Annotated in this window: 24 protein-coding genes; 4 read left to right on the forward strand and 20 right to left on the reverse strand. The window is 47.3% G+C overall.

All coding sequences use genetic code 11. The features are described 5' to 3' along the window. Positions 1 to 9 precede the first annotated feature (9 nt). From Q0393_RS06660 to Q0393_RS06755, 20 genes are all read right to left on the reverse strand, one after another. Positions 10 to 765 carry a glycosyltransferase family 2 protein gene (locus tag Q0393_RS06660; RefSeq protein ID WP_298978891.1) on the reverse strand — a complete coding sequence of 252 codons (756 nt, stop codon included), beginning with the start codon at positions 763 to 765 and terminating at the stop codon, positions 10 to 12. Beyond that, entirely contained in the window at positions 762 to 1553 is a 792-nt protein-coding gene (locus Q0393_RS06665; protein WP_298978893.1) for a polysaccharide deacetylase family protein, read from the reverse strand. Before Q0393_RS06665 ends, Q0393_RS06660 begins: the two co-directional genes overlap by 4 nt. Beyond that, on the reverse strand, positions 1550 to 2716 hold the full coding sequence (locus tag Q0393_RS06670; RefSeq protein ID WP_298978895.1) for a glycosyltransferase: 1167 nt from the start codon (positions 2714 to 2716) through the stop codon (positions 1550 to 1552). Before Q0393_RS06670 ends, Q0393_RS06665 begins: the two co-directional genes overlap by 4 nt. Beyond that, a complete protein-coding gene (locus Q0393_RS06675) occupies positions 2704 to 3936 on the reverse strand; it encodes a glycosyltransferase (protein WP_298978897.1) in 1233 nt (410 codons plus the stop codon). Before Q0393_RS06675 ends, Q0393_RS06670 begins: the two co-directional genes overlap by 13 nt. Next, the gene (locus tag Q0393_RS06680; RefSeq protein ID WP_298978899.1) at positions 3933 to 4745 is read right to left on the reverse strand and encodes a polysaccharide deacetylase family protein; all 813 of its coding nucleotides are present in this window, start codon (positions 4743 to 4745) and stop codon (positions 3933 to 3935) included. Before Q0393_RS06680 ends, Q0393_RS06675 begins: the two co-directional genes overlap by 4 nt. Continuing rightward, positions 4742 to 5929, reverse strand: a complete 1188-nt coding sequence (locus Q0393_RS06685; RefSeq protein ID WP_298978902.1) for an O-antigen ligase family protein — start codon at positions 5927 to 5929, stop codon at positions 4742 to 4744. The genes Q0393_RS06680 and Q0393_RS06685 overlap by 4 nt, the downstream gene beginning before the upstream one ends. After that, the gene (locus Q0393_RS06690) at positions 5926 to 7002 is read right to left on the reverse strand and encodes a glycosyltransferase family 4 protein (RefSeq protein WP_298978904.1); all 1077 of its coding nucleotides are present in this window, start codon (positions 7000 to 7002) and stop codon (positions 5926 to 5928) included. The genes Q0393_RS06685 and Q0393_RS06690 overlap by 4 nt, the downstream gene beginning before the upstream one ends. Continuing rightward, positions 6999 to 8420, reverse strand: coding sequence for an ELM1/GtrOC1 family putative glycosyltransferase (locus tag Q0393_RS06695; RefSeq protein ID WP_298978906.1), 1422 nt, complete (start codon positions 8418 to 8420; stop codon positions 6999 to 7001). The genes Q0393_RS06690 and Q0393_RS06695 overlap by 4 nt, the downstream gene beginning before the upstream one ends. Next, the gene (locus Q0393_RS06700; RefSeq protein WP_298978908.1) at positions 8405 to 9286 is read right to left on the reverse strand and encodes a lysophospholipid acyltransferase family protein; all 882 of its coding nucleotides are present in this window, start codon (positions 9284 to 9286) and stop codon (positions 8405 to 8407) included. Before Q0393_RS06700 ends, Q0393_RS06695 begins: the two co-directional genes overlap by 16 nt. 59 nt (positions 9287 to 9345) lie before the next feature. Further along, positions 9346 to 11094 (reverse strand): tRNA uridine-5-carboxymethylaminomethyl(34) synthesis GTPase MnmE, encoded by a 1749-nt coding sequence (gene mnmE / locus Q0393_RS06705; RefSeq protein WP_298978910.1) that lies wholly within the window; start codon positions 11092 to 11094, stop codon positions 9346 to 9348. Positions 11095 to 11096: 2 nt separating this feature from the next. After that, positions 11097 to 11852, reverse strand: a complete 756-nt coding sequence (locus tag Q0393_RS06710) for a Jag N-terminal domain-containing protein (RefSeq protein ID WP_298978912.1) — start codon at positions 11850 to 11852, stop codon at positions 11097 to 11099. Beyond that, positions 11849 to 13492, reverse strand: coding sequence for a membrane protein insertase YidC (gene yidC / locus Q0393_RS06715; protein WP_298978914.1), 1644 nt, complete (start codon positions 13490 to 13492; stop codon positions 11849 to 11851). Before yidC ends, Q0393_RS06710 begins: the two co-directional genes overlap by 4 nt. Then, positions 13492 to 13830 (reverse strand): membrane protein insertion efficiency factor YidD, encoded by a 339-nt coding sequence (gene yidD, locus Q0393_RS06720; protein ID WP_298978916.1) that lies wholly within the window; start codon positions 13828 to 13830, stop codon positions 13492 to 13494. Before yidD ends, yidC begins: the two co-directional genes overlap by 1 nt. Then, complete coding sequence (gene rnpA / locus Q0393_RS06725) at positions 13827 to 14162, reverse strand: ribonuclease P protein component (RefSeq protein WP_367179177.1); 336 nt, start codon at positions 14160 to 14162, stop codon at positions 13827 to 13829. Before rnpA ends, yidD begins: the two co-directional genes overlap by 4 nt. Then, complete coding sequence (rpmH, locus tag Q0393_RS06730) at positions 14150 to 14284, reverse strand: 50S ribosomal protein L34 (RefSeq protein ID WP_005873223.1); 135 nt, start codon at positions 14282 to 14284, stop codon at positions 14150 to 14152. The genes rnpA and rpmH overlap by 13 nt, the downstream gene beginning before the upstream one ends. A 75-nt stretch (positions 14285 to 14359) precedes the next feature. After that, the gene (locus Q0393_RS06735; protein ID WP_298978918.1) at positions 14360 to 14713 is read right to left on the reverse strand and encodes a hypothetical protein; all 354 of its coding nucleotides are present in this window, start codon (positions 14711 to 14713) and stop codon (positions 14360 to 14362) included. Beyond that, the gene (locus Q0393_RS06740) at positions 14710 to 16068 is read right to left on the reverse strand and encodes an efflux transporter outer membrane subunit (protein ID WP_298978919.1); all 1359 of its coding nucleotides are present in this window, start codon (positions 16066 to 16068) and stop codon (positions 14710 to 14712) included. Before Q0393_RS06740 ends, Q0393_RS06735 begins: the two co-directional genes overlap by 4 nt. A gap of 13 nt (positions 16069 to 16081) precedes the next feature. Beyond that, entirely contained in the window at positions 16082 to 18010 is a 1929-nt protein-coding gene (locus tag Q0393_RS06745; protein WP_298978921.1) for a MacB family efflux pump subunit, read from the reverse strand. 21 nt (positions 18011 to 18031) lie between these two features. Next, positions 18032 to 19216: an efflux RND transporter periplasmic adaptor subunit gene (locus Q0393_RS06750; protein WP_298978923.1), complete on the reverse strand. Its 1185-nt coding sequence runs from the start codon at positions 19214 to 19216 to the stop codon at positions 18032 to 18034. Positions 19217 to 19280: 64 nt separating this feature from the next. After that, complete coding sequence (locus Q0393_RS06755; protein ID WP_298978925.1) at positions 19281 to 20150, reverse strand: EamA family transporter; 870 nt, start codon at positions 20148 to 20150, stop codon at positions 19281 to 19283. Positions 20151 to 20300: 150 nt separating this feature from the next. On the opposite strand from Q0393_RS06755, the gene glmU reads away from it, so the two are divergent. The 4 genes from glmU to Q0393_RS06775 all read left to right on the forward strand — a co-directional run bounded on the left by glmU (position 20301) and on the right by Q0393_RS06775 (position 24191). Beyond that, positions 20301 to 21602, forward strand: coding sequence for a bifunctional UDP-N-acetylglucosamine diphosphorylase/glucosamine-1-phosphate N-acetyltransferase GlmU (gene glmU / locus Q0393_RS06760; protein ID WP_298978926.1), 1302 nt, complete (start codon positions 20301 to 20303; stop codon positions 21600 to 21602). Beyond that, positions 21595 to 22776, forward strand: a complete 1182-nt coding sequence (gene coaBC, locus Q0393_RS06765) for a bifunctional phosphopantothenoylcysteine decarboxylase/phosphopantothenate--cysteine ligase CoaBC (protein ID WP_298978927.1) — start codon at positions 21595 to 21597, stop codon at positions 22774 to 22776. Before glmU ends, coaBC begins: the two co-directional genes overlap by 8 nt. 3 nt (positions 22777 to 22779) lie before the next feature. Then, entirely contained in the window at positions 22780 to 23457 is a 678-nt protein-coding gene (gene uppS, locus Q0393_RS06770) for a polyprenyl diphosphate synthase (protein ID WP_298978929.1), read from the forward strand. A 308-nt stretch (positions 23458 to 23765) separates the two neighbouring features. Then, a complete protein-coding gene (locus Q0393_RS06775) occupies positions 23766 to 24191 on the forward strand; it encodes a hypothetical protein (protein ID WP_298978931.1) in 426 nt (141 codons plus the stop codon). Positions 24192 to 24202 lie beyond the last annotated feature (11 nt).

Genomic DNA, 24202 nt, shown 5'->3' on the forward strand with positions numbered 1-24202 from the left:
TCATTTCGATTAATCTTCGCCCTTTTTAAGATACTTCTCGTAAAGTTTCGCCTCTTTTAAAAACGCGTAAAATGCGTTAATGTTTGCCGTGATAAATCCCTTGCGCCCGTCAAAAAGCGATCTGCGCAAAATGTATGATTTAAAAAACGCAAACGGATAGATCAGCAAAAGCTTCGCAAGGCTCGGCTTCTTACCCTTCTCAAAATCCCCCTGCGCGCGCAGCGTGGAGTAGTTGTTGTTTTTCATAACGAGCTCTGCGATCGGCTTTTCGCTAAAATGGTTGATGCAGAATTTGCTCTTTTTCACCGCGCCTTTTATGATCGAAATTTGCGCGTGCACCCCCATATTTTTATACTCGCCACACTCCTTACGAAAGAAGCGGATGTGAGTATTTTTGCGCACTAGATCCGAGCACTTGCGCCCGAGCGAGTATTCATGAAATTTAATATCCAGCGCCGAGTAATCGCTCTGGCTCATAAACTCCTCTATCTCGCCTTTTAGCTCAGGACTTACCTCCTCGTCGCCGTCGAGATTTAGCACCCATTCGTTGCTGCAGAGCGAAAATGCGTAGTTTTTCTGCACCCCCTCGCCCTGCCAGTCGTGGTGGTAAATTTTATCGGTAAATTTACGCGCGATTTGCAGCGTGGCATCGGTGCTGCCGCTATCGACAATTATGATCTCGGCAAAATCCGCCACGCTACGCAGCATACGCTCGATATGGCGCTCCTCATTCATCACTATCGCATAAACGGACGCTTTAATCATAGTTTGTTCCTTATCCTCGTAAATTTCAGCCAAAAATCAAAAAACCCCTCCGTGCCCAAAATGCCGATACGTTTTACGGCGTATTTGTCGTCGCCCGCCTCGTAAAGTCCGCGCTTGACGACCACCGCGCCTTTGAAATTTGATCTGGCGATATTTAAAATTTCGTCATTAAATTTACCGTACGGGTAGGCAAACACCTCGCACGGCTGAGCGCAAATACCTGCTACGCGAGCTTTGGACGTGATGATCTCATCTGCTGCGAGCTTCGGATCGCTCGCGTAGGTAAAGTCTAAATTTACGTGATGCATCGTATGCGCGCCAAACTCCACTAGCCCGCTTGCCTGCATTTTTAAAATTTGCTCCTCGCTCAGCATCCTTGCAAGATGGGTCGTATTAGCGCGCTCCCAGTCGTTTTGCACGGCGTCCGGGACCAAAAATATGCTCGCTTTGAAATCATATTTTTTCAAAATTTCAAAGGCGCTGGTAAAGTTATTTTCAAATCCGTCGTCGAATGTGATGCAAACAGCCTTTTTAGGCAGCCGCTCTAGAGCAATTAGCTCGCCAAATTTAAAGCTCTTAAAGCCGTTTTTCGCAAGCCACGCGATCTGTCTTTCAAAATCCGCAGGTCTTAGCCGCCATTTGTCGAATTTATCGCCCTTGTGCTCCTCTACGCTATGATACATCAGCACCCGCGCCTTATGCCAACCCTGCGGGATCCGCCACCAGTTATACCGCAGCGAAACGCCTACCGCGGCGGCAAAGATCAGAAAAGCCGCAAAATAAATCATCTGAATTTTTCTCCGTTTTTATAGACGAACTCGCGCCACTCGTAAGGATCGCTGTAAAAATCGCTCCGCTCGTTTTTATCTCTTCCGTTTGGTGCGTCGTGACGTTCGCCGCCGCTCTCGCTGCATTTTTCATCAGAAATTTCACCGCAGGCATCTGCGCCAAAGCTCTCTTCGAAGATCGTCTCAAGCATAAATTTTGCCACTCGGGCGGCATTTGCGATCCTTAGCGTCTTGGCTCTGCCGCGCTGCGCGATGTGCGCGTATTCGCCGCTAGAAAGGAGGCATTTGATCTTTGAAAAGCAATCCGCAGGATCGTCAAAATAAACTATCTCCGAGCCATCCTCGTAAAGCCGCTCAAACCCCGCGATCTTGGGGCTAAAAGTGCAGACGCCGCATCCTAAAAACTGTGCCATGCGGTCGCTCGCACCGAGCAATTTATGAGCGCGCACGCACTCAAGCTCGTCGTCGCGATTAAAATTTATCGCGATCTTCGCAGCCGCGATCTCGCGATGAAATTTATCGCCGAATACGGCAGGCGCGCCGAGGCTCGCAAAAATTTTAAGCCTAAGCCCCTCTTTTTCGCAGAAATCGCGCAGCAAAAGCGCAAATTTATACCTCACGTCCTCTTTATAATCACGCGCTATGTAGATCACGTCGGTCGTTTTAGCGGCGTCTAGACGTCTATCAAACGCCACGTCGGAGATGTTTGGGAAAAAGGCGAATTTCGCGCCGTATCTCGCCGAAAGATCGCGTAGCTTCAGCGCATTCGCCCAAAAAAACACGTCGATGAAGCTTAGCTTTTCGAAAAATTCCCGTTTTTCTTGCAGATGATCGACGTACCAGATCGCGATTTTGATCTTAGGAAGCGCCGATTTTATCGCCCGCAGCGCGCTAAGACCGATCTTTTCGCCCTTGCCGATTAGAAGCAGATCGGCGCCGATGTTTTCGCAGATACGCACGAGCTTGGCGTTCATCTTCTCTAGCCCGCTGTTTTTCAGCCCGCAAAAGCGCAGGCTCCGCTCCCAATCGCGGTAGCTAAAATCATAGACGAAGTGCCCGCCGCGGATGAGCCCGTGGCTGATTTTGCGCTCCATGCCGTAGAAAAAACTGCCGTCGTCGTATTCGTTGAAAATGCCGCAATGCACGATCTTTAGACTTCGCATAACAGCTCCTCGTAGTAATTTTTAAGCGAGCTAATATAATTTTGCAGCGTCAAAGTTTGCTTGAACTTGGCATGTTTTTGCGCAAAAGCCCGGGCGGATTTGCCGTAAGTGCGGTAAATTTCATCGATCTTAGCGCCCAGAGCTGCCGCCTCGCATAAAAACTCCTCGCTTAAAATTTCCGAAATTCCGCCCACGCGGGTAGATATCAGCACGGGCGAATAAAAAATACCTTCGATCAAAATCACCGGAAAGCCCTCCTTACGCGAGCTGATGACGTGCAGGTGCGACGCGCTCAGGGCCGCCGCAACGTCGTCGCAAAAGCCGCACAGCCGCACCCGATCCTGCAATTTTAGCGAATCGATTAAATTTTGCAAATTTTGCCTCTCGCCGCCCTGCCCGTAAATTTTAAGCTCGAAATCGAATTTCAGCTCGCTTGCGGCGTGGATCAAAAGATCAAAACCCTTGATCTTATCGAGCCTGCCGACCGCAACGATGCTAAATTTAAAATTTCCCGCCGCCGCGCTTACGCCCTGTTGCGATACGAATATGCTACTAGTCTTATTTTGCGATGCGTCCGCATCGAAAGCCCTATCTTGCGATACACTCACCCCATCAGGCGTATCTTGCGATGCAAATACAGTGCCAGTCATATTTTGCGACGTATTCGCAGCGCCGGCCGAGTCGCCGCGCGCATCCTTTGTTTCCTTGAGCGCTTCGTTTGCGGCACCCTCCAAGTCCTTGCAGCGCGCGAGAATTTCATGATTTTCAAACTCCCGCCGCGGCTCTATGCCGAAATATATCACCTTTGCGGCGTGATTTATCGTGGTTGCGACCTTGCGCGAGGCTGCGATGACGTTTCGCACGCGATCGAAAACCGGCGCTTTGCGATCGTTGTGCTTGGTCGCAACAAGCTTAAGATTTAAAAATTTTTCGACCACGAAGCCGATCTGTGCGGCTTTGGCGCCGTGCGAATGCAAAATTTCAAATCCGCCCGAGCGTAAAAACCGATAAATTTCAACGAACAAAAACGGATTGTAGCGCTTATCGCGGCTTTTGTACTCATAAATTTGCACGCGAGCATCCAGACGCTGCAAAAACTCGCATCTAGCAGGCACGATTAGCGCCGCCTGCTCGCTTTTGCAAAGCTCATTTAGCGAGTCGATTACGATCTTTTCGACGCCGCCGTAAAATCTGGAGCAGCACAGATAGGCGATTTTCATCTGTTTCTGCCCTTCTTCATCTTCAAAATGAAGCTCAAAAGCCCCTGCCTGCCGCTAACCATGATGCGCGGAATTTCAAAATTTGAGTAGTGCGGGCGCAACACGTCGTTTTGCGTCGTAACGGCGCAGCTAAAGCCCGCCTCGCGCGCGCAGCGGACGCTAATCTCGTCGTAAAAGCCGAACGGATAGGCAAAGGCGCTGCAAGTAATGCCAAATTTCGCCTCTATTTCGCGCTTTGATTCGCTCATCTGGCGCAGCTGCTCTTGCGGATCCAGGCTAGGCAAGTTTGCGTGATCCAGCGTATGCGAGCCGATCTCGATGAGCCCGCTTCGCAAAAGCTCGCGAACCTCCTCGTCGCTTAGCATCTGCTCGCGATTTAGCTCATCGCTTGATTTTTTCAGATCTTTATCGGTCGCCCAATCCCCGTCAAAGCGCCGGTTCACGATGAAAATCGTCGCCTTAAAGCCGTATTTTTGAAGTATCGGCAGAGCGCCCGTGAGATTATCGCGATACCCGTCATCGAAAGTAATACAAACCGCCTTCGTAGGCTTCTCATTCAAACTCGCAAGCTCGCTTAAAGTATAGCTCGTAAAGCCGTTTCGCTTCAGCCACGCAAGCTGTTTTTCAAACGCAGCGGGGGTCACGCGCAGGCGGTTAAATTTAGAGGCGCGCTTTGGCAGATGCTCGCGGATCATATGATACATCAGCACGCGCGGATACTCGTAAGGTTGGTCCTTCGCCCACCACGCAAAGCGCAGGCTAAACCACGCAAAAAGCACCGCAAAAGCCAAAACCGCCGCGTAGATCATCGCTCGATCCTCATGCGATAGGCCAAAAAGCTTAGTATCGTAGCCAGGCTTAGCGCTTCTTTCGACAGATACGCGCCGTGGTCAAACTGGCAATCTATCAAAAGATAAATTAGAAGCGTAAGAACCCCAAACTGCCTGCTTTGGACGCACTCTTTAAAAACGCCAAATAGGATCGCGCCGTAAAAGATAAGCCCGAGCGCGCCGCTATAAAGTAAAATTTCTAAAAATAAATTGTGCGGCGCGTTATATTCAGGATGCTCAAGGACCGGAGAGCCCGGCAAATTTATATATGAGCCCAGCCCATAGCCCAAGATAGGCTTTTGCTGCGCCATCTCTAAAATATAGCTCCAAATCACGGTCCTGCCTGAAGAATCGCCGCTAAACAGCGCGGCTAGCCTTTGCTCAAACGACGGCGAAAGCGCAAGCAAAACGGCAAAAAGTGCGATGAAACCCACCGTGAAAAGTAGGTATTTTTTGTTTAGGCTCTTTAAATTTAGCGCGCCGTAAAACGCGAGCGCGCAGAACGCGCCGACCCACGCCGCTCTGGAAAATGAAAAGATCATAAAAAATGCAAATAAAAATAGAGTTGCAAATTTAAGCGCCAAAGGCCGCCGTATCGCCACCGCGCTAAGGCAGAGCCCAAAACCCATAAAAAGCCCTAAAATATTGCGGTTCGAAAGCGCTCCGCTAAGACCTCCGCGAACAGAATTGTTTGAAAAGACGATCGCATCAGGACTACTTACAAACTGATAGATCGTGCTCGCCGATAAAATTCCAAGCCCCACGAACAAAAAAGCAAAAACGGCGTTTTGATCAAAAAATTTAAGCTTGTAAAAATAGCAAAGCGCCAAAAATATTGTGCCGTATCGAAGCACGAAAAATAGCGTGCTCTGCCATGCTTTTTTTGAGATCGCGGCCTCGTTTAGGAGGTTTGAGATCGCTAGCGTCACTACCAGGCAGAGGAAGCAGATCGCGATAAATCGCGTCTTTTTCAAAATTTCGCTTAGAACCAAGTAGTTTTTAAAATACAATAGATGCGCCAAAAAGAGTAAATTTAGCGCTGCAAAGGAGATCTGATAGACCGCGTTTTTAAAAAACAGCGACGCGCACCAAAGAAGCAGCAGCGTTAAAAATGTGATTCTCCAGCCGCTAGGCGCGCCGTTTTCGTAAAAAAATTTTTTCATATTAAACTCTCATAAACCTTTATCGTTTTTTCTACCATCTGCTCTAGGCTGAAGTTTTGCGAAACGTAGCCGTAGCCGTCAAATTTCAGCTCGCGCGCGGGGGCAAACAGCCCCGCCAGCGCCTGTGCGTCGCCCACGTCAAAAAAATAACCGTTTTCGCCCTCTCTTACGATATCCAGCGCGCCGCCGTGACGGGTCGCGATCACCGGGCAATTTAACGCGATCGCCTCAGCCATCGAGCGCCCAAAGCTCTCGGGCTTGCTTGAAGCGCTTACCGTGACCGACGAGAGCGAGTAAATCTCGGCTACCTTGCTCTGCGAACCTGCAAAAATTACGCGCTCGCAGAGACCAAGCCCCTCTACGAGCGATTTTAGCTCGGAAAAATACTCGTCGCGGCCCGCTCCCACGCCGCCTACGATCAAAATTTTAAGCTTTTGTTCGCTTGCCAAAGCCGCGGCGCGGATTAGGGTTTTGTAATCCTTAATCTGCGTGATGCGCCCAACTCCGGAGACGATGAAATCATCCTGCGCGAGGTTAAAATTCTGCCGAAATTCCGCAATGAAGCGCTCGTCTAAATTTTTGGGATTAAATTTTTCCAGATCGATGCCGCGCGGAATGATCGTGATCTTGGCTGCATCTACGCCGTAGCTTCGCACCACGTGATCGCACGCATAGCCGCTAGGACAGATGATCGCGTCCGCATCCGTCATGATTTTGCTGTAGAAATTTACGGAATTTATCCCGTGCACGGTGCTTACGATCTTTGCTTTGGGATGGGCAAATTTAACCAGCCACGCCGGCACGCGGGAGCGGACATGCACGATGTCTGGAGAAATTTCGCTTAAAATTTTACGCAGCTTTAAAACGCGCGCCGCAACGCTTAGGATATTTTTGGAGCAAACGTCGAGCTGTACGTGCACGCCGCCATCTTTTTCTATCTTTGGCGCCAATTTGCCGCCGTTACTGATAACGAAATTTTCGATGCCGCGCCGCGCAAACTCTCTATTTAGCTCGACTACGCCGCGCTCGACGCCGCCTTCGTTCAGCTCAGGCAAAATTTGCACGACCCTCATATTTTTATCTCCCTCACAAATGCCTTAAGATCATACTTCGCAGTCTTTTTCAGCTTCGCGCCCTCGCTATATCGCCTAGCATGCCCAGTAGAAACGAGAGCGCTTATAAAATCGTCAAATTTATTATGAGCGACTTTGCGTTTTAAACTTAAAATGGCTACGTTCGCGCTCCCGTTAGATGCAGCCTCGCTTATCATCGAGACGCTGTCCTCGCTGATAAAGACCCACTCGCACTGCGCCAAAAAATCGCCGATCGGATTTACGAGCTCGCGGCTATAAATCACGCTGTAATCCCAACCGAGTTTTTCTAGCGCGCTCTCGGTAGCCTGCGGCGTGCGCGGAGAGGTCGTTAGCGCAAACTCGCAGTCCGCAAACTGCGCCCTCACGCCCTCGATCTGCTTTAAAATTTCATCCCCCATCTCAAAGCAGGAATTCGGCCCGCCGATGATAAATCCGATGGATTTGCGCTGCGGCCGGTACAGCCCCTGCGGGCGCGAAAAGCTAAGCGAGACGGGTGAAATTTTAAGATTTGCGCGCGGCTTTGGGCGATCATGCGCGCCTGCGATGATGACGCTAAAATCCTTGCGGTAGCCCTTCGGATACATCAGCGCTATACTCGGCTTAGCATATCTGCGTGCGTAAAATTTCAGCGCGTAATAGATCGTAGAGCCCGCGCCTACGAACAGATCGAAATCTGCGAAATTTAAATTACGATCTGATACAGCGTCTAAATTTGCGCTATCTGATACGGCGCCTGAATTGGTGCCATTCGGCGCGGCGGGGCTGTTTAAAGCGGGACTATTTAAATTTGATCCGTTTTTAAGGTCCGCCGCCGTGCCGCCCTCGCCGAAGTCGTACTTAAAAATTTTAAAATAAAGCCCGAAAAAATCAAGCGCGTAGGAGCAGAGTTTAAAAAGCTTGTTTGCGTAAGCGATCTTGCAAATGCAAAAATCAAGCCCTTTTAGCTCGCAAAATGCGATACTTTGGTTCTCATGCCCCTTGCGGCCGTCACTTAAGATGAGCGCTTTGCGATGCGGATTTTTAGCGGCGGGCGGATTTGCAGCGGAGTTTTCGCTATTAAAATTTAGCGGTCCGCCGCCTACGCGACATACGTAATCTGAGGCGTCGGATCTTAAATTTTTACCTCTAAAGCTTTCACGCTGCAAAGCGCAAGAAGGGCGGCCGCAAACCGATATAAAATTTTTGAAATCCGAATTTTTGCTCGCTCGCGCGACGGCAGCGATCGCCATAGAGCTTTCGCGATTTAAAATTTTACCCGCTCGCGCGGCTCTACTTAAATTTTCGACGCTTTGCTCTTTTGCAAAGAGGCGCGAGCCCTGCGGTGCGGATAAATTTCTTATGACACCCCGCCTGCTCTCGCCTCTTGAAATTTGCCGCGCCATCAGTCCATCTTCCATCGTTTATGTATCCAAAACCACTGCTGCGGCGCGGTTCGCACGACCTCTTCGAAAATGTCGTTGCACTTTTGCGTGATAAACAGCTCGGCTTTGTCCTTATTTAACCCTTCAGGTAGTGGCGGAAAATCCTTGATCACGATCTCATAGCGATTATCCGCGCCGCGCCGCGCAAAAATGGGTATCAGCACGGGATGAAATTTCAAATAAAGCGACGCGATAGTCTTCGTGGTGTAGCACTGCCGTCCAAAAAAGGTCGTAATCAGGCTATTTTTAGGGCCCGGCTTTTGATCGGGCAGAATGCCTACGTTGCGCCCCTGCTTTAGCGCCTGCACGAGCCTGCGCATCGCATCGTCCTTGTAAATGAGGTCATTGCCGTAGCGCTCGCGAAACGGCGCCACGAGCCGCTCTTCGATCAACTCATTATCGCTGCGACGCCCGACTACCGAGACGGGAAAGCCGTTGGCGCCGAAAAAATTAGCTAAAATTTCCCAATTTCCAAAATGTGCGGTAAAAAATAAAATCCCGTGCGGATTATCACCTTTTAGCTTTCGGACGCGCTCTAGCGCCTGCTCGCCGTTTGAAATCAGATCATCAAATTTTAGTCTGCCGTTGTAAAATAAAAGCGTGTCGGTAAGCGTCCTAGCGATACTGCGAAAATTCTCGATCGCAAGAGAGTGAAGCTCACTTTCGCTTTTTTGTGGATAAGCGGCGCGAAGGTTATCCTGCGCGACTTTAACGCGCCTACTAAGCTTCCACGATGCGAAAAGTGCGAGCTTATCGAAAAATGCGAATATGAAGCTTTTCGGCGCGAATTTTGCAAATTTTATCAGACCCAGCGCCAAAAAATATTGGATTTTTTCCTTCATAAAGACCTCGTTTTAAATGCGAGATTATATTGAATTTTGGCTAATTAGTAGCTAAAACGCTATTTACCGAGGCAAAAATTGCTAAACATTTCGTCTAAAATTTCATCTCGCTCAAATGGACGCGAAATACGTGCAATCGCCTCAATCGCGCGATTTATCTCAAATGCAAAAAGCTCAAGCTCGCCGCAAGCTAGGCGCTCGCTCGCGTTTTTAAGAGCTGCGAGCGCGCTCTCGCAAGATAGAATTTGCCGCTCGTTGCTTAGCATAAGGCCATCGAAATTTTGAGAATTTAAGTAGCTCTGCAGCGCGGTTAAAATTTTATCCACACCCTCGTTTGCAGAAATTTCAAGTGGCGCAAAAATGGAATTTGCTTGGGTATTTTGCTTAGCGGAATTTATTGCAGAGCTATTAGGAGCGATGGAATTTGCAGAATTTTGTTTGGAATCATCTTTCGTAAAATTCTCCGCAGCACAGCTTGCAGTAGCGCGCTCGGTATTTGGCGACGCTAGTCCCGCTTTTGCGGCGGAATTCTGTTCCTTTGAATTTATGAAATTCGCAAGAACTGTTTGGCTTGTAGGCGTGGAATTTGTGGAAGTAGAATTTTGCGCGCTTAAGTCACGCTTTAAATTTTTAGCTTTTAAATTCTGCGCGCAGGAATTTAAAGAAGCATCGCAGGTCCGACTTTGCTTTAAATTTTCGGCTGCGAAATTCTCTGATATGGGATTTTCGGATGCTAAATTTTTTGCAGAAAAAGCCTCTAAATCATCGCCAAGATCCTCTGTGCTAGGATGAAATTTACGCGGCAAGTCGCATTTATTTAAAACGTAGATGATTTTTTTGTCTTTTTGTTCACGCAATATTTTTAAGATCTGCGCGTCCTCGGCGTCCCATTCGCGACTTGCGTCAAACACTGCCAAAATCACGTCTGCCTCGCTTGCAGCGCGAAGCGAATATGAAATGCCGATACTTTCGAGCTTTGAGCCGCTGTGTCTGATACCTGCGGTATCGACTATACGGATTAGATGAGTGCCTATCTGCAGGCTTTCTTCGATAAGATCGCGCGTAGTGCCCGCTTCGTCGCTCACGATAGCGCGATTAAAGCTCAGCATAGAGTTTAAAATGCTTGATTTACCGACATTAGGTTTACCCACAATCGCTACTTTAAAGCCCTCGATCAGTCCCTTGCGGCTGCGGCTGATGCGAGTGATTTTTTCTAGCGAAGCGATATTTTGGCTAAGCATTTCTTGCGAGTTTTGCAGCACATCTGCGGGCAGATCATCCTCCGCGTAATCGATGCAAACCTCGACGAAGGCCAACGTCTTAACCAGAGCTGCGCGCAGATTTGCAACGAAGTCTGCCAGCTCGCCCCGCAGGTTTCTAGCTAAAATTTTAGCCGCACTTTGCGAGCGCGAATTAATCAGATCGCTTATGGCTTCGGCTTTACTAAGATCCATTTTACCGTTTAAAAACGCTCGCTTACTAAACTCGCCCGGATTTGCTACGCGCGCACCTAGAGCCAGCACGGCATCTAACGCCAAGGACGAAGCCGTAAAGCCGCCGTGGGTCTGCACTTCTACGACATCCTCGCCGGTAAAGCTATGCGGAGCCTTGAAATATATCAAAATCGCCTCACCGAACGCTTCGCCGCTCGCGTCAAAAAGATTCACAAGCGTGGCATAGCGAGGGCGCAAAAAACTGCGATGTGAAAGGCTTAGAGCGATAGATAGCGCTTCCTCGCCTGAAATTCTAACTATGCAAATTCCGCCGATGCCGTGAGCCGTAGCGATAGCGGCAATAGTCTCGCTCACGATTAGCTTTTTTCGTCTACGATGACGATTTTGCCGCTACGCGTGGATTTGATGCCCACGAAACGATCTGGATATGCTTGTTTTAGCTTATCGGCTACAATTTTGATAAATGCGCCATCAAAAGCCTTCGTGACGATACGCTCATTTCCGGAGCGTTCCACGAGCGCATTTACATAAGAATCGATAAATCGTTCTTGATTTTGTAAAAATTCCGCGATTTCAAAAACCACGGCAAGATCATATCTGATACTGATCCAGTTGTAAATCATATACGAAAGCGCCTTGTAGCGGTGTCCTTCTTTGCCTATCAAAAGCGCGCTATCCTCGCCTTGCAGCTTGATATAGACGGTATTTTCGTCGATTTTGCTAACATCGCTAACTTCGATCTTAAACTCGCTTGATCTGAAAAGTGCAGATAGCTTCTCTTTGATATCGGATAGAATTTCATCCGTCACAACGCCCTTTTGCTTTTCTTTGCGATGTTTAGAATGCGTGGTGCGCGGGCTTTGCGGCTCTGATTTATCGCCCTGCTTTTTCTCTGCTTTGCCGGCTTTATTTTGCGGGGCGTTAAATTCCGGATTTTCGCTAAATTTCTCCCCTTCCAAAACCGCTTCTATAATAGCATTTTTTTTAAAAAAGCCCAAAAATCCGCCGCTTGGATGCTGCAAGACGCGCACATTAAGTTGCGTTACTGAGCATCCAAGCTCAGCTGCTGCTTTATTATATGCGTCTTTTAAATTTTCTGCTTCAATTATCATGATTTTTTCTCCGCTATTTGAGCTTGTTTATGCCTAGCAAAGGCTTTATTAATGACATATTGCTGGATAATGGAGCAGAAATTATTTACCGTCCAGTATAGCGTAAGACCCGCCGGGAACATTACGAAAAACACCGTAAAAATGAGCGGCAAGAATTTCATCATCTTCTCTTGCATCGGATCAGTAAACGTAGTCGGCGTAATCTTTTGCTGCAAAAACATCAAAATTCCCATCGTAATCGGCAGGATGTAATATGGATCTTTAAGCGACAGATCGTGGATCCACAGCGCCCATTCAGCGCCCTTTAGCTCGATCGCGTTAAGCAAAACGCGGTAGATCGCGAAAAATACCGGTATCTGAAGCAGGATCGGCAAGCAGCCGCCCATTGGATTGGCACCGTTTTTCTTATACATATCCATCATATGCATCTGCAGCTTTTGCTTATCGTCCTTGTATTTTTCTTGAAGCTCTTTCATCTTAGGCGCCAGATCTTTTAGCTTATTCATAGATAGCATTCCCTTGTAGCTTAGTGGGAATAAGATTAGGCGGATGATGAGCGTAAGCACGACGATCGACCAGCCCCAGTTACCAATATAGCCGTGCAGCCAGTTTAGAAATTTAAACATCGGGCGGGCGATGAAGGTGAACCAGCCATATTCGATAATGTGCGTAAGAGCAGGATTTATCGAGCTTAGCGTCGCGTGATCTTTCGCGCCGATATAGCCCGTAAGACTAAGATCGCCGTCTGAGCCTATGAAAACCTGCGAAATTTTATCTGCGTCAGTCACGGTCGCATTCAAGCTCTCTCCGTAAAATAGCGTCGTATAATAGCGATCGGAGCTTGCAGCGATATTTGCGCCACTTATTCGCTCGTTTTTATCCACATCGCCATCTTTAAAAATTTCTACGCTTTCGCTTATAGCTTGCGAGCCAGTAAAAAATGAAGCGATTTTATCTGAAATTCCCGCTTCGCCCGGTTTTCCAACGATGACGCCGTGAACCGTATAGCTATCTACTTCTACGTTCGGGCGCGAGCCGGGGCTGATAAAATAATGCGCATTGCCGCTTAACTTCAGATCCAATTTATAACTACCATTTGGATAAAAGGTAAGAATTTTATTTATGCTAACGGCGCCTAAACTTTGACTTAATGTAACGCTAGCCTCTCCGTTTCGTACGTCCAGCTCGCTAGATGAAGCGCTGTAAGGAGTATCGAAAGCCATCGCATTCAACGCCGCGTCCTCGAAACGCACCTCAAGCGGCTTGGAATGCGATTTGGCATCGATTAAATTTAGAGCCTCGCCGTTTCCGTCGTGGAATTTCGCATCGTTTAACACATACGAGCTTATACGACCGAGCCTGTCGATCGTAAAATTTGCTTCTTTGCCAACCACGCGTACTAACGGTGCAGATATGGAATTTGCAGTATTTAAATTCGCTCCCTGCGCGCTCACGCCAGCGGCGGAAGTTTGCGGAGCGGACTTGGCGGCATTTTTTTGCGCTATTTGCGCTGCGGTTGCATTTGCCTCCATTGCGGCGCGAATTTTTGATAAATAAAAATGATCGTAAGCTACAAAAAATATGAGCGCAGTTGCTATTGCGATAGCAAGGCGTTTTGATTGAGGTAGTTTATCTAGCACTATTTTTCTCCTAGTCGTATGACGTAATATCTATTTTTTTTATATGGTATGAACCAAAGCTTAAATTTATCCGCAGAGGCATTGCTGCTGCGGATTTTAGAAAATACGCAAAATTTGAAATTTCGCGCGATTATCGGATAATCTATGCCGCCGCTAAAGAGCGGATTGCATCTTAAAATTCTAGCCGTTACAGCACAGAGCGCGCCAAAGGCGCCGTTAAACTTAAACTCATAAAGCGCGTATTCCGAACAGCTCGGATAATAACGGCAACAGCGCGGTAGCAAAGGCGAAATAAATTTTCGATAAAACCCGATCGCGGCTATAAAAAATCTCTTCATTTTACTGCGCCGATCTTTTTAAGCGCCCATTTTAAATTTCGTTCCAGCTCGCTAAAACTCATATCATTCATCTGTTTTTTCGCGATCAGTATAAAAATGCCGCTATCGATGGAATTCTGCTGATTATAAAACGCGGCGCGCAAACGTCTTTTGGCGCGGTTTCGCGTGATCGAGTTGCCTATTTTTTTACTGGCGACCGCGCTAAATTTACGCTGCTCGCTAGCCAAAAAATATACAACAGCACATTCGCAATGCCACTTTGCCGCACTTTTATAAACCTCCGAAAAAACCCTGCTATCGCTTATCGCAGCAAATTCGCCTACGCAGCCAATCTTCTTCTGCCTTTAGCACGTCTTGCACTTAAAACTCTGCGGCCGTTTTTTGTTTTCATGCGGACGCGAAAGCCGTGAGTACGCTTTTTAGGGGTATTGTGGGGTTGGTACGTTCTTTTCATAACTGTTCCTTTAAGAAAATGTAAAGCGGAGATTTTATAGAAACTTTACTTAAAAACCGATAAACAAAAGTAGCCCTAGCGCCGATAAGCGTCGCCTTGCAGCTTTTTACGGCGCAGTTTTAAGTCCTGTTCATTTCTATTGTTTCGCTCCTTGATATCTTGCATCGGCTGTTTTTTCATCGAAAAATCATCGTGGTCGCCTGCGCCTTTTGATTCACGTTGCAAATTATTTTGCAGGCTTTGCCTATCTAGTTCATTTTTTTGACGATTTAGCAGAATTTCACTATGGTTTTTCTCAAATTCTGATTGTTTATCGTTCGCAACGTAAGCGCTGGAGCTAAGGCTTACTGCACCATCTTGCGCGCTTAGTGCCGTGGAATCAGCAAATATCGCGCCGCAAAGCAACCAAAATATCAAAGCCTTTTTCATTTGCGTTTAAATTTACCTGCCATCGCGCGATAGATCGCCGCCTCGTTTTGAAGCGTCAAATATCTCTGATTTAGCTCGTTTATCTTGGCATTTACGGCGTCGGTGCGGGCTTCTAGCATATCCTTCAGCTCACTTGAGCCAGCTTCGTATTTCGCAGCGTAAAGATCGGCAATACGCGCCTTTTCGTCATAAGCGGCACTTAAATTTTTAAGGCTAGCCAGATTGATCTGATAAATTCTATATAAATTTAGCACCTCATTCGTAGCGTTAGAGAGCGTCTGTTCGTAATTTACGACGTTTTTACGAAAAGCGATCTCCGAAATTTTAAGGCGGTTTTCAACCCTCGCATAATCCAAAAACGGCAGACTTATGCTTACGTTGCCACTTAAAAAATTTAGCTTGAAGCTATCATTAGCGCTCACGCCTTGCCCATTAGTAAGCCCTGCGCCTAAATTTACGCTAGGAAAAAAATTTAACTTAGCGGTCTGTTCGTCGTAAAAGCTGGAATTTAACCTAGCGATCGCAGCTCTAATGTCGGGGCGATTAGCAAGCGCCGTGTAAGGCACATTTAGATCAACGCCTTGGAATTCTATGGAATTTATCGAATCTGTGTTATCATCAAATTGCAAGCCGGAGGAGATGAGATTTCTCATATATTTATGATTATCCTCAATATTTTTTTGAATGCTTAATACCTTGTTTTCAAGCCCTAGAATAGAATTTTGAATCTGCCTGTAATCTAGCTGCTCGGACTTGCCGTAATCGTATTTTGCCTTGATTATCTTTTCGATCTCTCGGTAATCGCTTAAATTCTGTTTTGTCCATTTTAGTGAATCGTTTAGATAAAGCATCTCGAAGTAGCCGCTTACGACGGAATTTATAAGAGTCAGGCGAGTATTTTCAAGGTCAAACTCGCTGGCTTTAGCGTTCCAGCCATCGGCATTTACCGCCGAGCGGATCTTGCCGAAAAGATCAAGCTCATAGCTTACGTTAAAACCAGAGCTATAGGTTTTGTTCCAGTTCGAGCCGGTGCTTATGTCGCGATTAGCGCCCGCACTCCACGAGCTACTTAGCGTAGGAAAAAGATCAGCCCTACTTAGCCCTAAATTTGCATAAGCACTCTCAACGTTTAAAGCCGCTGTTTTTAGATCGTAGTTATTTGCAAGGGCTTGATCTACAAGCTTATTTAGGTATGATTCACCGTATTTTTTATACCACAGCGTATCGATTTCATAGCTTGCATTTTCGTCCTTGAAATGCTCTACAGGCTTAAATTCGACCTCACTTTGATTTGAGGCGCAACCGCCGATAAAAACAGCTAAGACGCCGCTTAAAATTACTTTAGAATTTATCATTTTCTCTCCTTGTTTATTCTTGTGCTAAAGCATCTATCGGATTTAATCTGCTGGCGTTTCTTGCCGGCAGATAGCCAAAAACTATGCCGATCGCGGACGACGCCGCAAAGGCGATCACGAAAGGCGCGGTAGTAAATTTCATCGCAAAATCTGGGCTTATGGTATTAAATGCAAATCCAAGCGCCAAAGCGATTAAAATTCCCAAAGCTCCACCGAGCGAGCAAAGCAAGATCGCCTCTATCAAAAATTGCTGCAAGATGTTGGATTGCTTCGCGCCGATCGCCATCCTGATGCCGATCTCGCGCGTGCGCTCGGTGACGCTTACGAGCATGATATTCATCACGCCGATGCCGCCGACGACGAGTGAGATCACCGCGATTGATGAGATCAGAATCGTCATCGTGCCGGTAGTGCTTTGTATTGTTTGTTTGATAGTATCTGCGTTCATCGTATGAAAATCCCGCGAGCCGTGTCTTTGGATAAGTAGCTGAGTTAGGCTTTCTTCGGCTACTTGAGTATTGACATCGTCTTTTATTTTGATGGTGATAGAGCTGATTTTTCGATTGCCCGTGATTTTATTCATCACAGTTGAGTACGGCGCGTAAATTCTTAAATTTTCGTTGCTTCCGAAGGCGTTTTTATCCTTGCCCGAAACTCCTATGATCTTAAGTGGCTTACCCGAAAATAAAATCGTCTTGCCGATCGGATCTGAATTTTTAAAAAATGTTTTTTTAGTGTTTGGATCGATAATCGCGACAGAGGCAGAATTTTTAATATCATCGTCGCTAAAATTTCTACCATCTTCTATATCTATGCCATTAACCGCCAAAGAATTCACGCCGCCGCCGCGCAGTTGAGCCTTGGAGCTTAAATTAGCATATGTTGCCGTACCGCTTGCAGAAGCATTTGGTGTGGCATAATCGACGTAGGGCTGGCGCGCCAAAACCTTAGAATCGCTTATCGTAAGGGTGCTTACAAAGCCCGCACGCACGTCGCCGAAATTTTTACCGGGAAAGATATCGATCGTATTGGTGCCAATTTTACGGATCTCGGATAAAATTTTCTCCTCCGAACCCTTACCGAGAGCTACTACGCAGATAACAGACGCGATGCCGATGATGATGCCTAGCATCGTCAAAATCGATCTTAGCTTATGCGAAAATATCGCGCTAATGGACATTTTAAAGCTTTCGATGAGCTGGTCTTTGCGCAGTATGAAAGAATTTTTCGTTTTGATCTGCTCTTTTTTGCGCTCGAAAACCCGTTCCGTCTTTCTTTTATCACTTAAAATTCTGCCGTCTTTGATCTCGATGATACGATCCGCAAATTCCGCAATATGCGCATCATGCGTAACTATGATGATGGTGTGGCCCTCTTTGTGTAGCGCCGTTAAAATTTGCATCACCGTCTCGCCGCTTTTGCTATCAAGCGCGCCGGTAGGCTCGTCTGCCAAAATCACTTCGCCGCCGTTTATCAGAGCGCGGGCGATGCTTACGCGCTGCTGCTGCCCGCCGCTAAGTTTGCTCGGTAAATTTTTGGTGCGATCGCCAAGCTCCAGCTTATCCAAAAGCTCTACCGCCCGTTTCGTCCGTTCGCTCGCTCCTACTCCCGCATACACCGCAGGCAGCGAGACATTTGCGGTCGCATCCATCGTGGCGATGAGATTGTATTTTTGAAAGACGAAGCCGAATTTTTTACTTCTAAGCGCCGCAAGCTCGTCGCCGCTTAAATTCGCGGTTTCGCGACCCTCTATCTTGTAGCTTCCGCTACTTGGCGTATCGATGCAGCCGATTATATTCATCAGCGTGGATTTTCCGCTTCCCGATTGCCCGATTATCGATATAAACTCGCCCGCTTCGATATTTAAACTTACGTCCTTTAGCACGTGGATTTCGTTATCGCCGAGAATGAATTTTTTGTTTATATCTTTAAGCTCTAGCATTTTCACACCATAAAATTTTAACTAAAACACCATCGGAGGCCCGTCCATATTTAACGGCGCGGCTTTTCCGTCGGCGATGAGCACCTCATCTTTTTCATCAAGACCGCTTAAAATTTCGGTATTCAAATCGTCGCTAACGCCCGTTTTTACGTATCGCTGCTCGGGCTCTTTACCGTTAAGCACAGTGACGTAATCGCCTCCCCCGTCGCGCTTGATAACCGAGGTAGGCAGGTAGCTCGTATTGTTCGCTTCGCTTACGATTATGTTGTTTTCGGTCGTCATACCGATCTTTAAAAAATTATTTTCGTTATCCACTAGCATCTTTGCGTAAAAATAGATCGCGCTGTCGCTGCTACTCGAAGAATAGGACGAACCGCTAGAGGTTTTATCGTACGTCCCGTCGCTAAGGGAGGTAAGACCTGGATCGATCTTGTAAATTTTAGCCTTTTTGATATTATCCAGATCCGATAGTATGGAGTATTCTACGTCCATTCCAACCTTTACTTTGGATATATCGCCCTCTGCGATTTGCATCTTGATCTCCATCTTGCTCAGATCGGCGATCTTTACGATCGTAGGCGTAGTTTGGTTGGAATTTACCGTTTTGCCCTCCTCTACCGGCATGGAAACGATCGTGCCGCTTATCGGAGCCGTGATCTTGGTGTAGCCGAAATTCGTCTCCGCCGTGCTTAGCTGAAGTTTGGTCTGCTCGATCTGCGCCTCGATCTGCTTCTGCTCGGCTTCCTTTAAAGCGGCGCTATTTTTAGCGTTTTCCACAGCCTCTTTGGAAGCGGCGTTTCTTTTATACAGCCCAAGCTCGCGGTTATACTGCGTTTTGGCGTTTGCCGCGGCGATCTTTGCCGAAGCTAAATTTGCTTCGTGGATTAGAAGCTGCGCCTTTTGCTGCGCGATCTCGTTTTCTTGAGTGACCGAGTCGATCTGTGCGATCATATCGCCTTTTTGAACCTTATCGCCCACTTTGACGTAGAGCTTTTTGATCTGTCCGCTTACCTGCGCGCCCACGTCTACCAAATCCCTGGCATAAACCTCTCCCGCAGCCGTCACCGTGCCTCTAATACTGCCCTTCTCAAGCCTTGTGGTAAGGGCCTTTGGCGCCTCTTCTTGCTTAAAAAATTTGCCGTATAAGAAATATATCGCAATGACTATGAGCAGAGTAAAGGCGATAAATTTCAAGGTTTTTTTCATTTTGCCAACTTCAAATAAAATAAGGGCTAATTCTAATGTAAAAATATAAAATTTTAGTTAAATACTAAATTCTTTGCTCGCGCACGGCGTAAAATTTCATGATCTTTTTATGTAAAATTAGCGAAACGTAGATCAACGCCGAGCCCGCAAGTAGGCGCACCAGATCGGCATCCTTTTGCCAAAATACCAAATTTACGACGATCGCTGCGGGAATGAGCGCGTTATTCATAATCGCAAGCACACCGCTATCGACTTCGCACGCGCCTTTGTTCCACAAAAAATACCCTAAAGCGCTGGCTACCGTGCCCAGGTACACAATCACCGCGCCTTGCGAGAAGCTAGGATTAAATTTAGAAAAATCCCCGAGCGCGATCGCGGCAATCGCCGTAACCGCGGTAGCCCCCATGAAAAAGTAGCCGAAAAGCTCCTTTTGTTCGCTAAAACCGTGGCGCTCCAGCATAAATTTATACGCGCTCTGTCCGAGCCCGAAGCATAGATTTGCGCCTTGCACGAGCAAGAAGCCCGTCAAAAACTCGGAGTTTATCGCGCCGAATTTTATCACCAGGGCACCTAGCACCGCGACTGCGACGCTGAAAAGATATAGCGCGCGAAATCTAAGCTTAAGCGCATCGTAAAGCAGCGTCACGTAAAACGGAGTAAATATCGTAAAAAGCGCCACCTCATAGACCTTCAAATACGCAAAGCTGCGGTAGTAGAAGATATACATCACGCCGATCTGCACGGCGCCCACGGCGCAAATTTTAAGCGCCAAGGCTAGATTTACGCCACGAAATTTCATAAACGGCAAAAAGCAAATTAGCGCCAATGATACGCGCGAAAACGCCAAATACGCGCTATCTATGCCGCGCAAAAACTCGCCTATCAGCGAGAAACTAAAAGCCCAAATACAAGTAACCAAAATCAGTTTTTTCAAAACGTCCGCCTAAGCTTTAAAATTTAGGCGGAATTTTATAAAATTTTAGTTGAATTTGGGATTTAAATTTCGCCCACGCGGCATAAATTTAGGTTTTTATTTATTTTAAATGTGTTAAAATTATCCGATTTTTGAAATTTAAGGGTAAAAATGAACGACGTTTCGGTTATAGTTCTTGCCGCAGGACTGGGCACTCGGATGAAGTCGCAAAAAGCCAAGGTTCTTTTCGAGCTTTGCGGCGAGCCGATGATAATCCACATCTTAAAGAAAGCTTACGAAATTTCAAACGACGTGAGCGTGATTTTACACTATCAATTCGACGAGGTTAAAAGCGCAGTTCTAGCGCACTTTCCAAACGCCAAAATCTACAAACAAGACCACGAGCATTTCCCGGGCACTGCAGGTGGACTAAAAGAGGTCGAAATCAGCGGAGCCAAAACGCTCATAATCTGCGGCGATATGCCTTTGGTAAAAAGCGCCGAGCTTCGCAAACTCTGCGAGGGGAACGCGGAAGTAAATTTAAGCGTTTTTAGCGCGCGCGATCCATTCGGATATGGCCGCGTAATCACCAGAGGCGGCGAAATTTTAAAGATCGTCGAGCAGAAGGACGCAAGCGAGGAAGAAAAGGCGGTAAAAGACGCGAACGCCGGCTGCTACTGCTTCAAAAGCGAGGCATTGAAACAAATTCTGCCGCAGATCAAACCAGATAACGCGCAAAAAGAGTACTACCTCACCGACGCGATCAAAATCGCCAAAGATATAGGCTTAAAATGCTCCGCCGTGTGGGTGGATGAGCAAAATTTCATGGGCATAAACGATAAATTTGCCCTCAGCATCGCCGAAAATTTAATGCAAAACGAGATCAAAGAAAATTTGATGAAGCAAGGCGTTTTAATGCGCCTACCGCAAAGTATCTACATTGATAGCAGGGCGAAATTTATCGGCGAGTGCGAGCTGCAAGAAAACGTAAGCATCATCGGTCCTTGCGTGATCGAAAGCTCACTCATCAAAAGCGGCTGCGTCATCGAAGATAGCGTCGTAAAAAACTCCGACATCGGTCCGATGGCACATCTGCGCCCAAAATGCGAAGTTATAGGCACCCATATCGGAAATTTCGTCGAGCTTAAAAACGCGAAAGTAAACAAGATCAAGGCGGGGCATTTAAGTTATCTCGGAGATTGCGAGATCGATGAGGGCAGTAATATCGGCTGCGGCACGATTACGTGCAACTACGATGGCAAGAAAAAATACAAAACGATAATCGGAAAAAACGTCTTTATCGGCTCGGATACACAGTTAGTAGCGCCCGTGCGGGTGGCGGACGACGTCATAATCGCCGCGGGCACGACGGTTACGAGCGACGTTCCCAGCGGCGCACTGGCGATCAGCCGAAGCAAACAAATCAACAAAGATGGGTTTTTCCATAAATTTTTTAGGAGCGAAGATGAGTAAGAAAAAGGTTTTACTGGCGGTTTGCGGGAGTATAAGTTTTTACAAAGCGTTTGAAATTTTATCCGCTCTGAAAAAGTCGAATTTCGACGTCTATGTCGCGCTTAGCGACGGCGTGCAGGAGTTCGTCAGCTACAAGGCATTCGAGGCGCTATGCGATCACCCGGTACTTTGCAAAGCCAACGAAAACTGGCAGGCGGGCATCAACCATATCGCTTATTCTAAGGTGGATTTGGTTTTAATCGCGCCTGCTACGGCAAATACTATAAACAAGCTCGCATGGGGCGTCTGCGATAACGTATTTTTAGAGGTGTTAAACGCGGCTTTCGCCCACGCTAAGGTGGTTATCGCGCCAGCTGCAAATCCCGCACTACTTGAAAATAACATCACAAAAAACTGCATCGATATGCTAAAAGCAAGCGTCAATGCGTATTTTGTGGATCCGATAGAAAAAACCCTAGCTTGCGGAGATACCGGCAAAGGCGGACTAGCGAGCACCGAGGCGATTATGAAGACGCTAAAGCGCGCGCTTTACAACGATAAATTTTGGGAGGATAAAACCGTCATCATCACCGGAGGCGCGACGATCGAAAAGATCGATAGCGTGCGCGGCATTACGAATTTCTCCAGCGGCAAAACCTCCAAAGCAATTGCCGACGCGCTGTTTTACCTAGGCGCGGACGTGACGCTGATCTCTAGCAACGAATATGAAAATTTACCGTACAAGCTCGTTAAATTTGAAAGCACTATCGGGCTAAAATCGGCGCTTGACAGCACAAAATTCCCAGACGGCGCGTATTTGATAATGGCCGCCGCGGTAAGCGATTATTCGCCGAAAGTGCGCTATAAAGACAAAGTGAAAAAAGCGGAGATCGGCGAAATTTGGAATTTACGCCTAGGCGAAAACGAGGATATCTTAAGCTCCGTGCGCGGAAATATCAAAAAAGTGGGCTTTAAACTCGAAACCGACCGCGAAAACGCCGTCGGTGAGGCCAAACGCATGCTTAACGAAAAGCATCTCGACGCCGTCTGCCTAAACGTGCTGGACGACATCATCAAGCTCGGCGGCGACGTCCTTAAGGTCACTTTTATCACGAAAAACGATCAGGTCGTAATCGACACCGCGCCAAAGGACGAAGTCGCCCTAAAAATCGCGGCTGAGCTGAAAAAAATCTGATCCGTGAATAGCCTAAATCATCTCGCTCTTGTGATGGACGGCAACGGGCGCTGGGCGAAAAAGCGCGGTCTACTGCGCACCGGCGGGCACGAAGTGGGCGCGGAGGTCGTGGAACAGATCTGCGAGTTTTGCATCGACGAAAGCATCGCAAACCTCACGCTATACGCCTTTAGCACCGAAAATTGGAAGCGTCCGAAAAGCGAAGTGGAATTTTTGATGAAGTTGCTTCAAAAATTCCTAATCTCTCGCCGCGAAAAATTTATCCAAAACGGGATAAAATTCTATCCGATCGGCGACATATCGGCTTTTGAGGGCGATCTGCGAAGCGAGATCGAATATCTTTCAAATTTAACTCAAAACGGACGAGCGCTAAATTTTAACCTGGCGATCAACTACGGCTCGCGAGACGAGATCGTGCGAGCATGCGAGCGGCTGCTTGCAAGCGGCGAGCGACTAAGCGAAGCGGGCATCGGCGCGCATCTGGATACAGCGCACAGCGGCGACGTGGATCTGCTGGTGCGCACTGGCGGCGAGCAGCGGCTGTCGAATTTCTTGCTCTGGCAGGCGAGCTACGCCGAGCTTGCGTTTACGCCGACGCTGTGGCCGGATTTCACGCGCGAGGAGCTTGCACGCATAGTGGATGATTTCCGCCGCAAACAGCGCCGCTTCGGCGGTCTTTAAGCTGCGGCGCAGTCGCTCTGACGGTCACTTTAAATTTTAAAATTTACCGCCTGCGACGCGGTAAATTTTAAAATTTAATCCGTGGGCGCTCGCGACACCATGAAATTTTAAAATTTCAGGATTTTAATTTACGGCATCGTAAAATTTAAAATTTTAATATGTAGGCGCGCGGCGCTATAGAAATTTTAAATTTCGCCCTTTTAAATTTAAAGCTCTAGCGCGAGCCGTGTTACGAGGTGCGGTAAATTTAACGCGGCAGAATTTTAAAAATCACGCCGCGCATTCGTGCAAAGACCGAAAGGAAGGCTATGAGCTACTACATACAATGTGGTTGCGGCAAAAAGCTTACGAAAAAGCCGATGAAAACTCTAAGATGCCCAAGATGCGGCAGCGTGTATAAAAAATCAAAGAAATTTATACTGTCGGTCTATATTTGCCTGCTTGTGTTTTTTATGCTAGCGTTTGCCCTCATCCCCGATAAAATGGGGATTTTAGCATCCGCAGGCAGCGGGATAGGCGCATATATTATGTTTTTATGGATCGTAGATACTTTGAACTTCGATCTTTTGGACGCCGTGATACTGGTGGCGGGATTTTTGATTTTCGGCGGATTATATGAGGCATGGGGCGAGCCGCTCCTCGCCGGGCTCATAGCCATTTTATTTTGCGTAGGCGCGGCGGCGATTTTCGTAAAATTTTTCCCTTATGAGAGCCAAAAAATCAATGAAAACTAAGAAATTTCTCG

It is taken from the genome of uncultured Campylobacter sp. (assembly GCF_938015785.1).
GTDB lineage: Bacteria > Campylobacterota > Campylobacteria > Campylobacterales > Campylobacteraceae > Campylobacter_B.

Excerpts from the sequence above, each read along its gene's own strand:
- Q0393_RS06660 (WP_298978891.1), bottom strand. The coding sequence starts at position 765 with ATGATTAAAGCGTCCGTTTATGCGATAGTGATGAATGAGGAGCGCCAT.
- Q0393_RS06665 (WP_298978893.1), bottom strand. The coding sequence starts at position 1,553 with ATGATTTATTTTGCGGCTTTTCTGATCTTTGCCGCCGCGGTAGGCGTT.
- Q0393_RS06670 (WP_298978895.1), bottom strand. The coding sequence starts at position 2,716 with ATGCGAAGTCTAAAGATCGTGCATTGCGGCATTTTCAACGAATACGAC.
- Q0393_RS06675 (WP_298978897.1), bottom strand. The coding sequence starts at position 3,936 with ATGAAAATCGCCTATCTGTGCTGCTCCAGATTTTACGGCGGCGTCGAA.
- Q0393_RS06680 (WP_298978899.1), bottom strand. The coding sequence starts at position 4,745 with ATGATCTACGCGGCGGTTTTGGCTTTTGCGGTGCTTTTTGCGTGGTTT.
- Q0393_RS06685 (WP_298978902.1), bottom strand. The coding sequence starts at position 5,929 with ATGAAAAAATTTTTTTACGAAAACGGCGCGCCTAGCGGCTGGAGAATC.
- Q0393_RS06690 (WP_298978904.1), bottom strand. The coding sequence starts at position 7,002 with ATGAGGGTCGTGCAAATTTTGCCTGAGCTGAACGAAGGCGGCGTCGAG.
- Q0393_RS06695 (WP_298978906.1), bottom strand. The coding sequence starts at position 8,420 with ATGGAAGATGGACTGATGGCGCGGCAAATTTCAAGAGGCGAGAGCAGG.
- Q0393_RS06700 (WP_298978908.1), bottom strand. The coding sequence starts at position 9,286 with ATGAAGGAAAAAATCCAATATTTTTTGGCGCTGGGTCTGATAAAATTT.
- Q0393_RS06710 (WP_298978912.1), bottom strand. The coding sequence starts at position 11,852 with ATGATAATTGAAGCAGAAAATTTAAAAGACGCATATAATAAAGCAGCA.
- yidD (WP_298978916.1), bottom strand. The coding sequence starts at position 13,830 with ATGAAGAGATTTTTTATAGCCGCGATCGGGTTTTATCGAAAATTTATT.
- rpmH (WP_005873223.1), bottom strand. The coding sequence starts at position 14,284 with ATGAAAAGAACGTACCAACCCCACAATACCCCTAAAAAGCGTACTCAC.
- Q0393_RS06735 (WP_298978918.1), bottom strand. The coding sequence starts at position 14,713 with ATGAAAAAGGCTTTGATATTTTGGTTGCTTTGCGGCGCGATATTTGCT.
- Q0393_RS06740 (WP_298978919.1), bottom strand. The coding sequence starts at position 16,068 with ATGATAAATTCTAAAGTAATTTTAAGCGGCGTCTTAGCTGTTTTTATC.
- Q0393_RS06745 (WP_298978921.1), bottom strand. The coding sequence starts at position 18,010 with ATGCTAGAGCTTAAAGATATAAACAAAAAATTCATTCTCGGCGATAAC.
- Q0393_RS06750 (WP_298978923.1), bottom strand. The coding sequence starts at position 19,216 with ATGAAAAAAACCTTGAAATTTATCGCCTTTACTCTGCTCATAGTCATT.
- glmU (WP_298978926.1), top strand. The coding sequence starts at position 20,301 with ATGAACGACGTTTCGGTTATAGTTCTTGCCGCAGGACTGGGCACTCGG.
- coaBC (WP_298978927.1), top strand. The coding sequence starts at position 21,595 with ATGAGTAAGAAAAAGGTTTTACTGGCGGTTTGCGGGAGTATAAGTTTT.
- Q0393_RS06775 (WP_298978931.1), top strand. The coding sequence starts at position 23,766 with ATGAGCTACTACATACAATGTGGTTGCGGCAAAAAGCTTACGAAAAAG.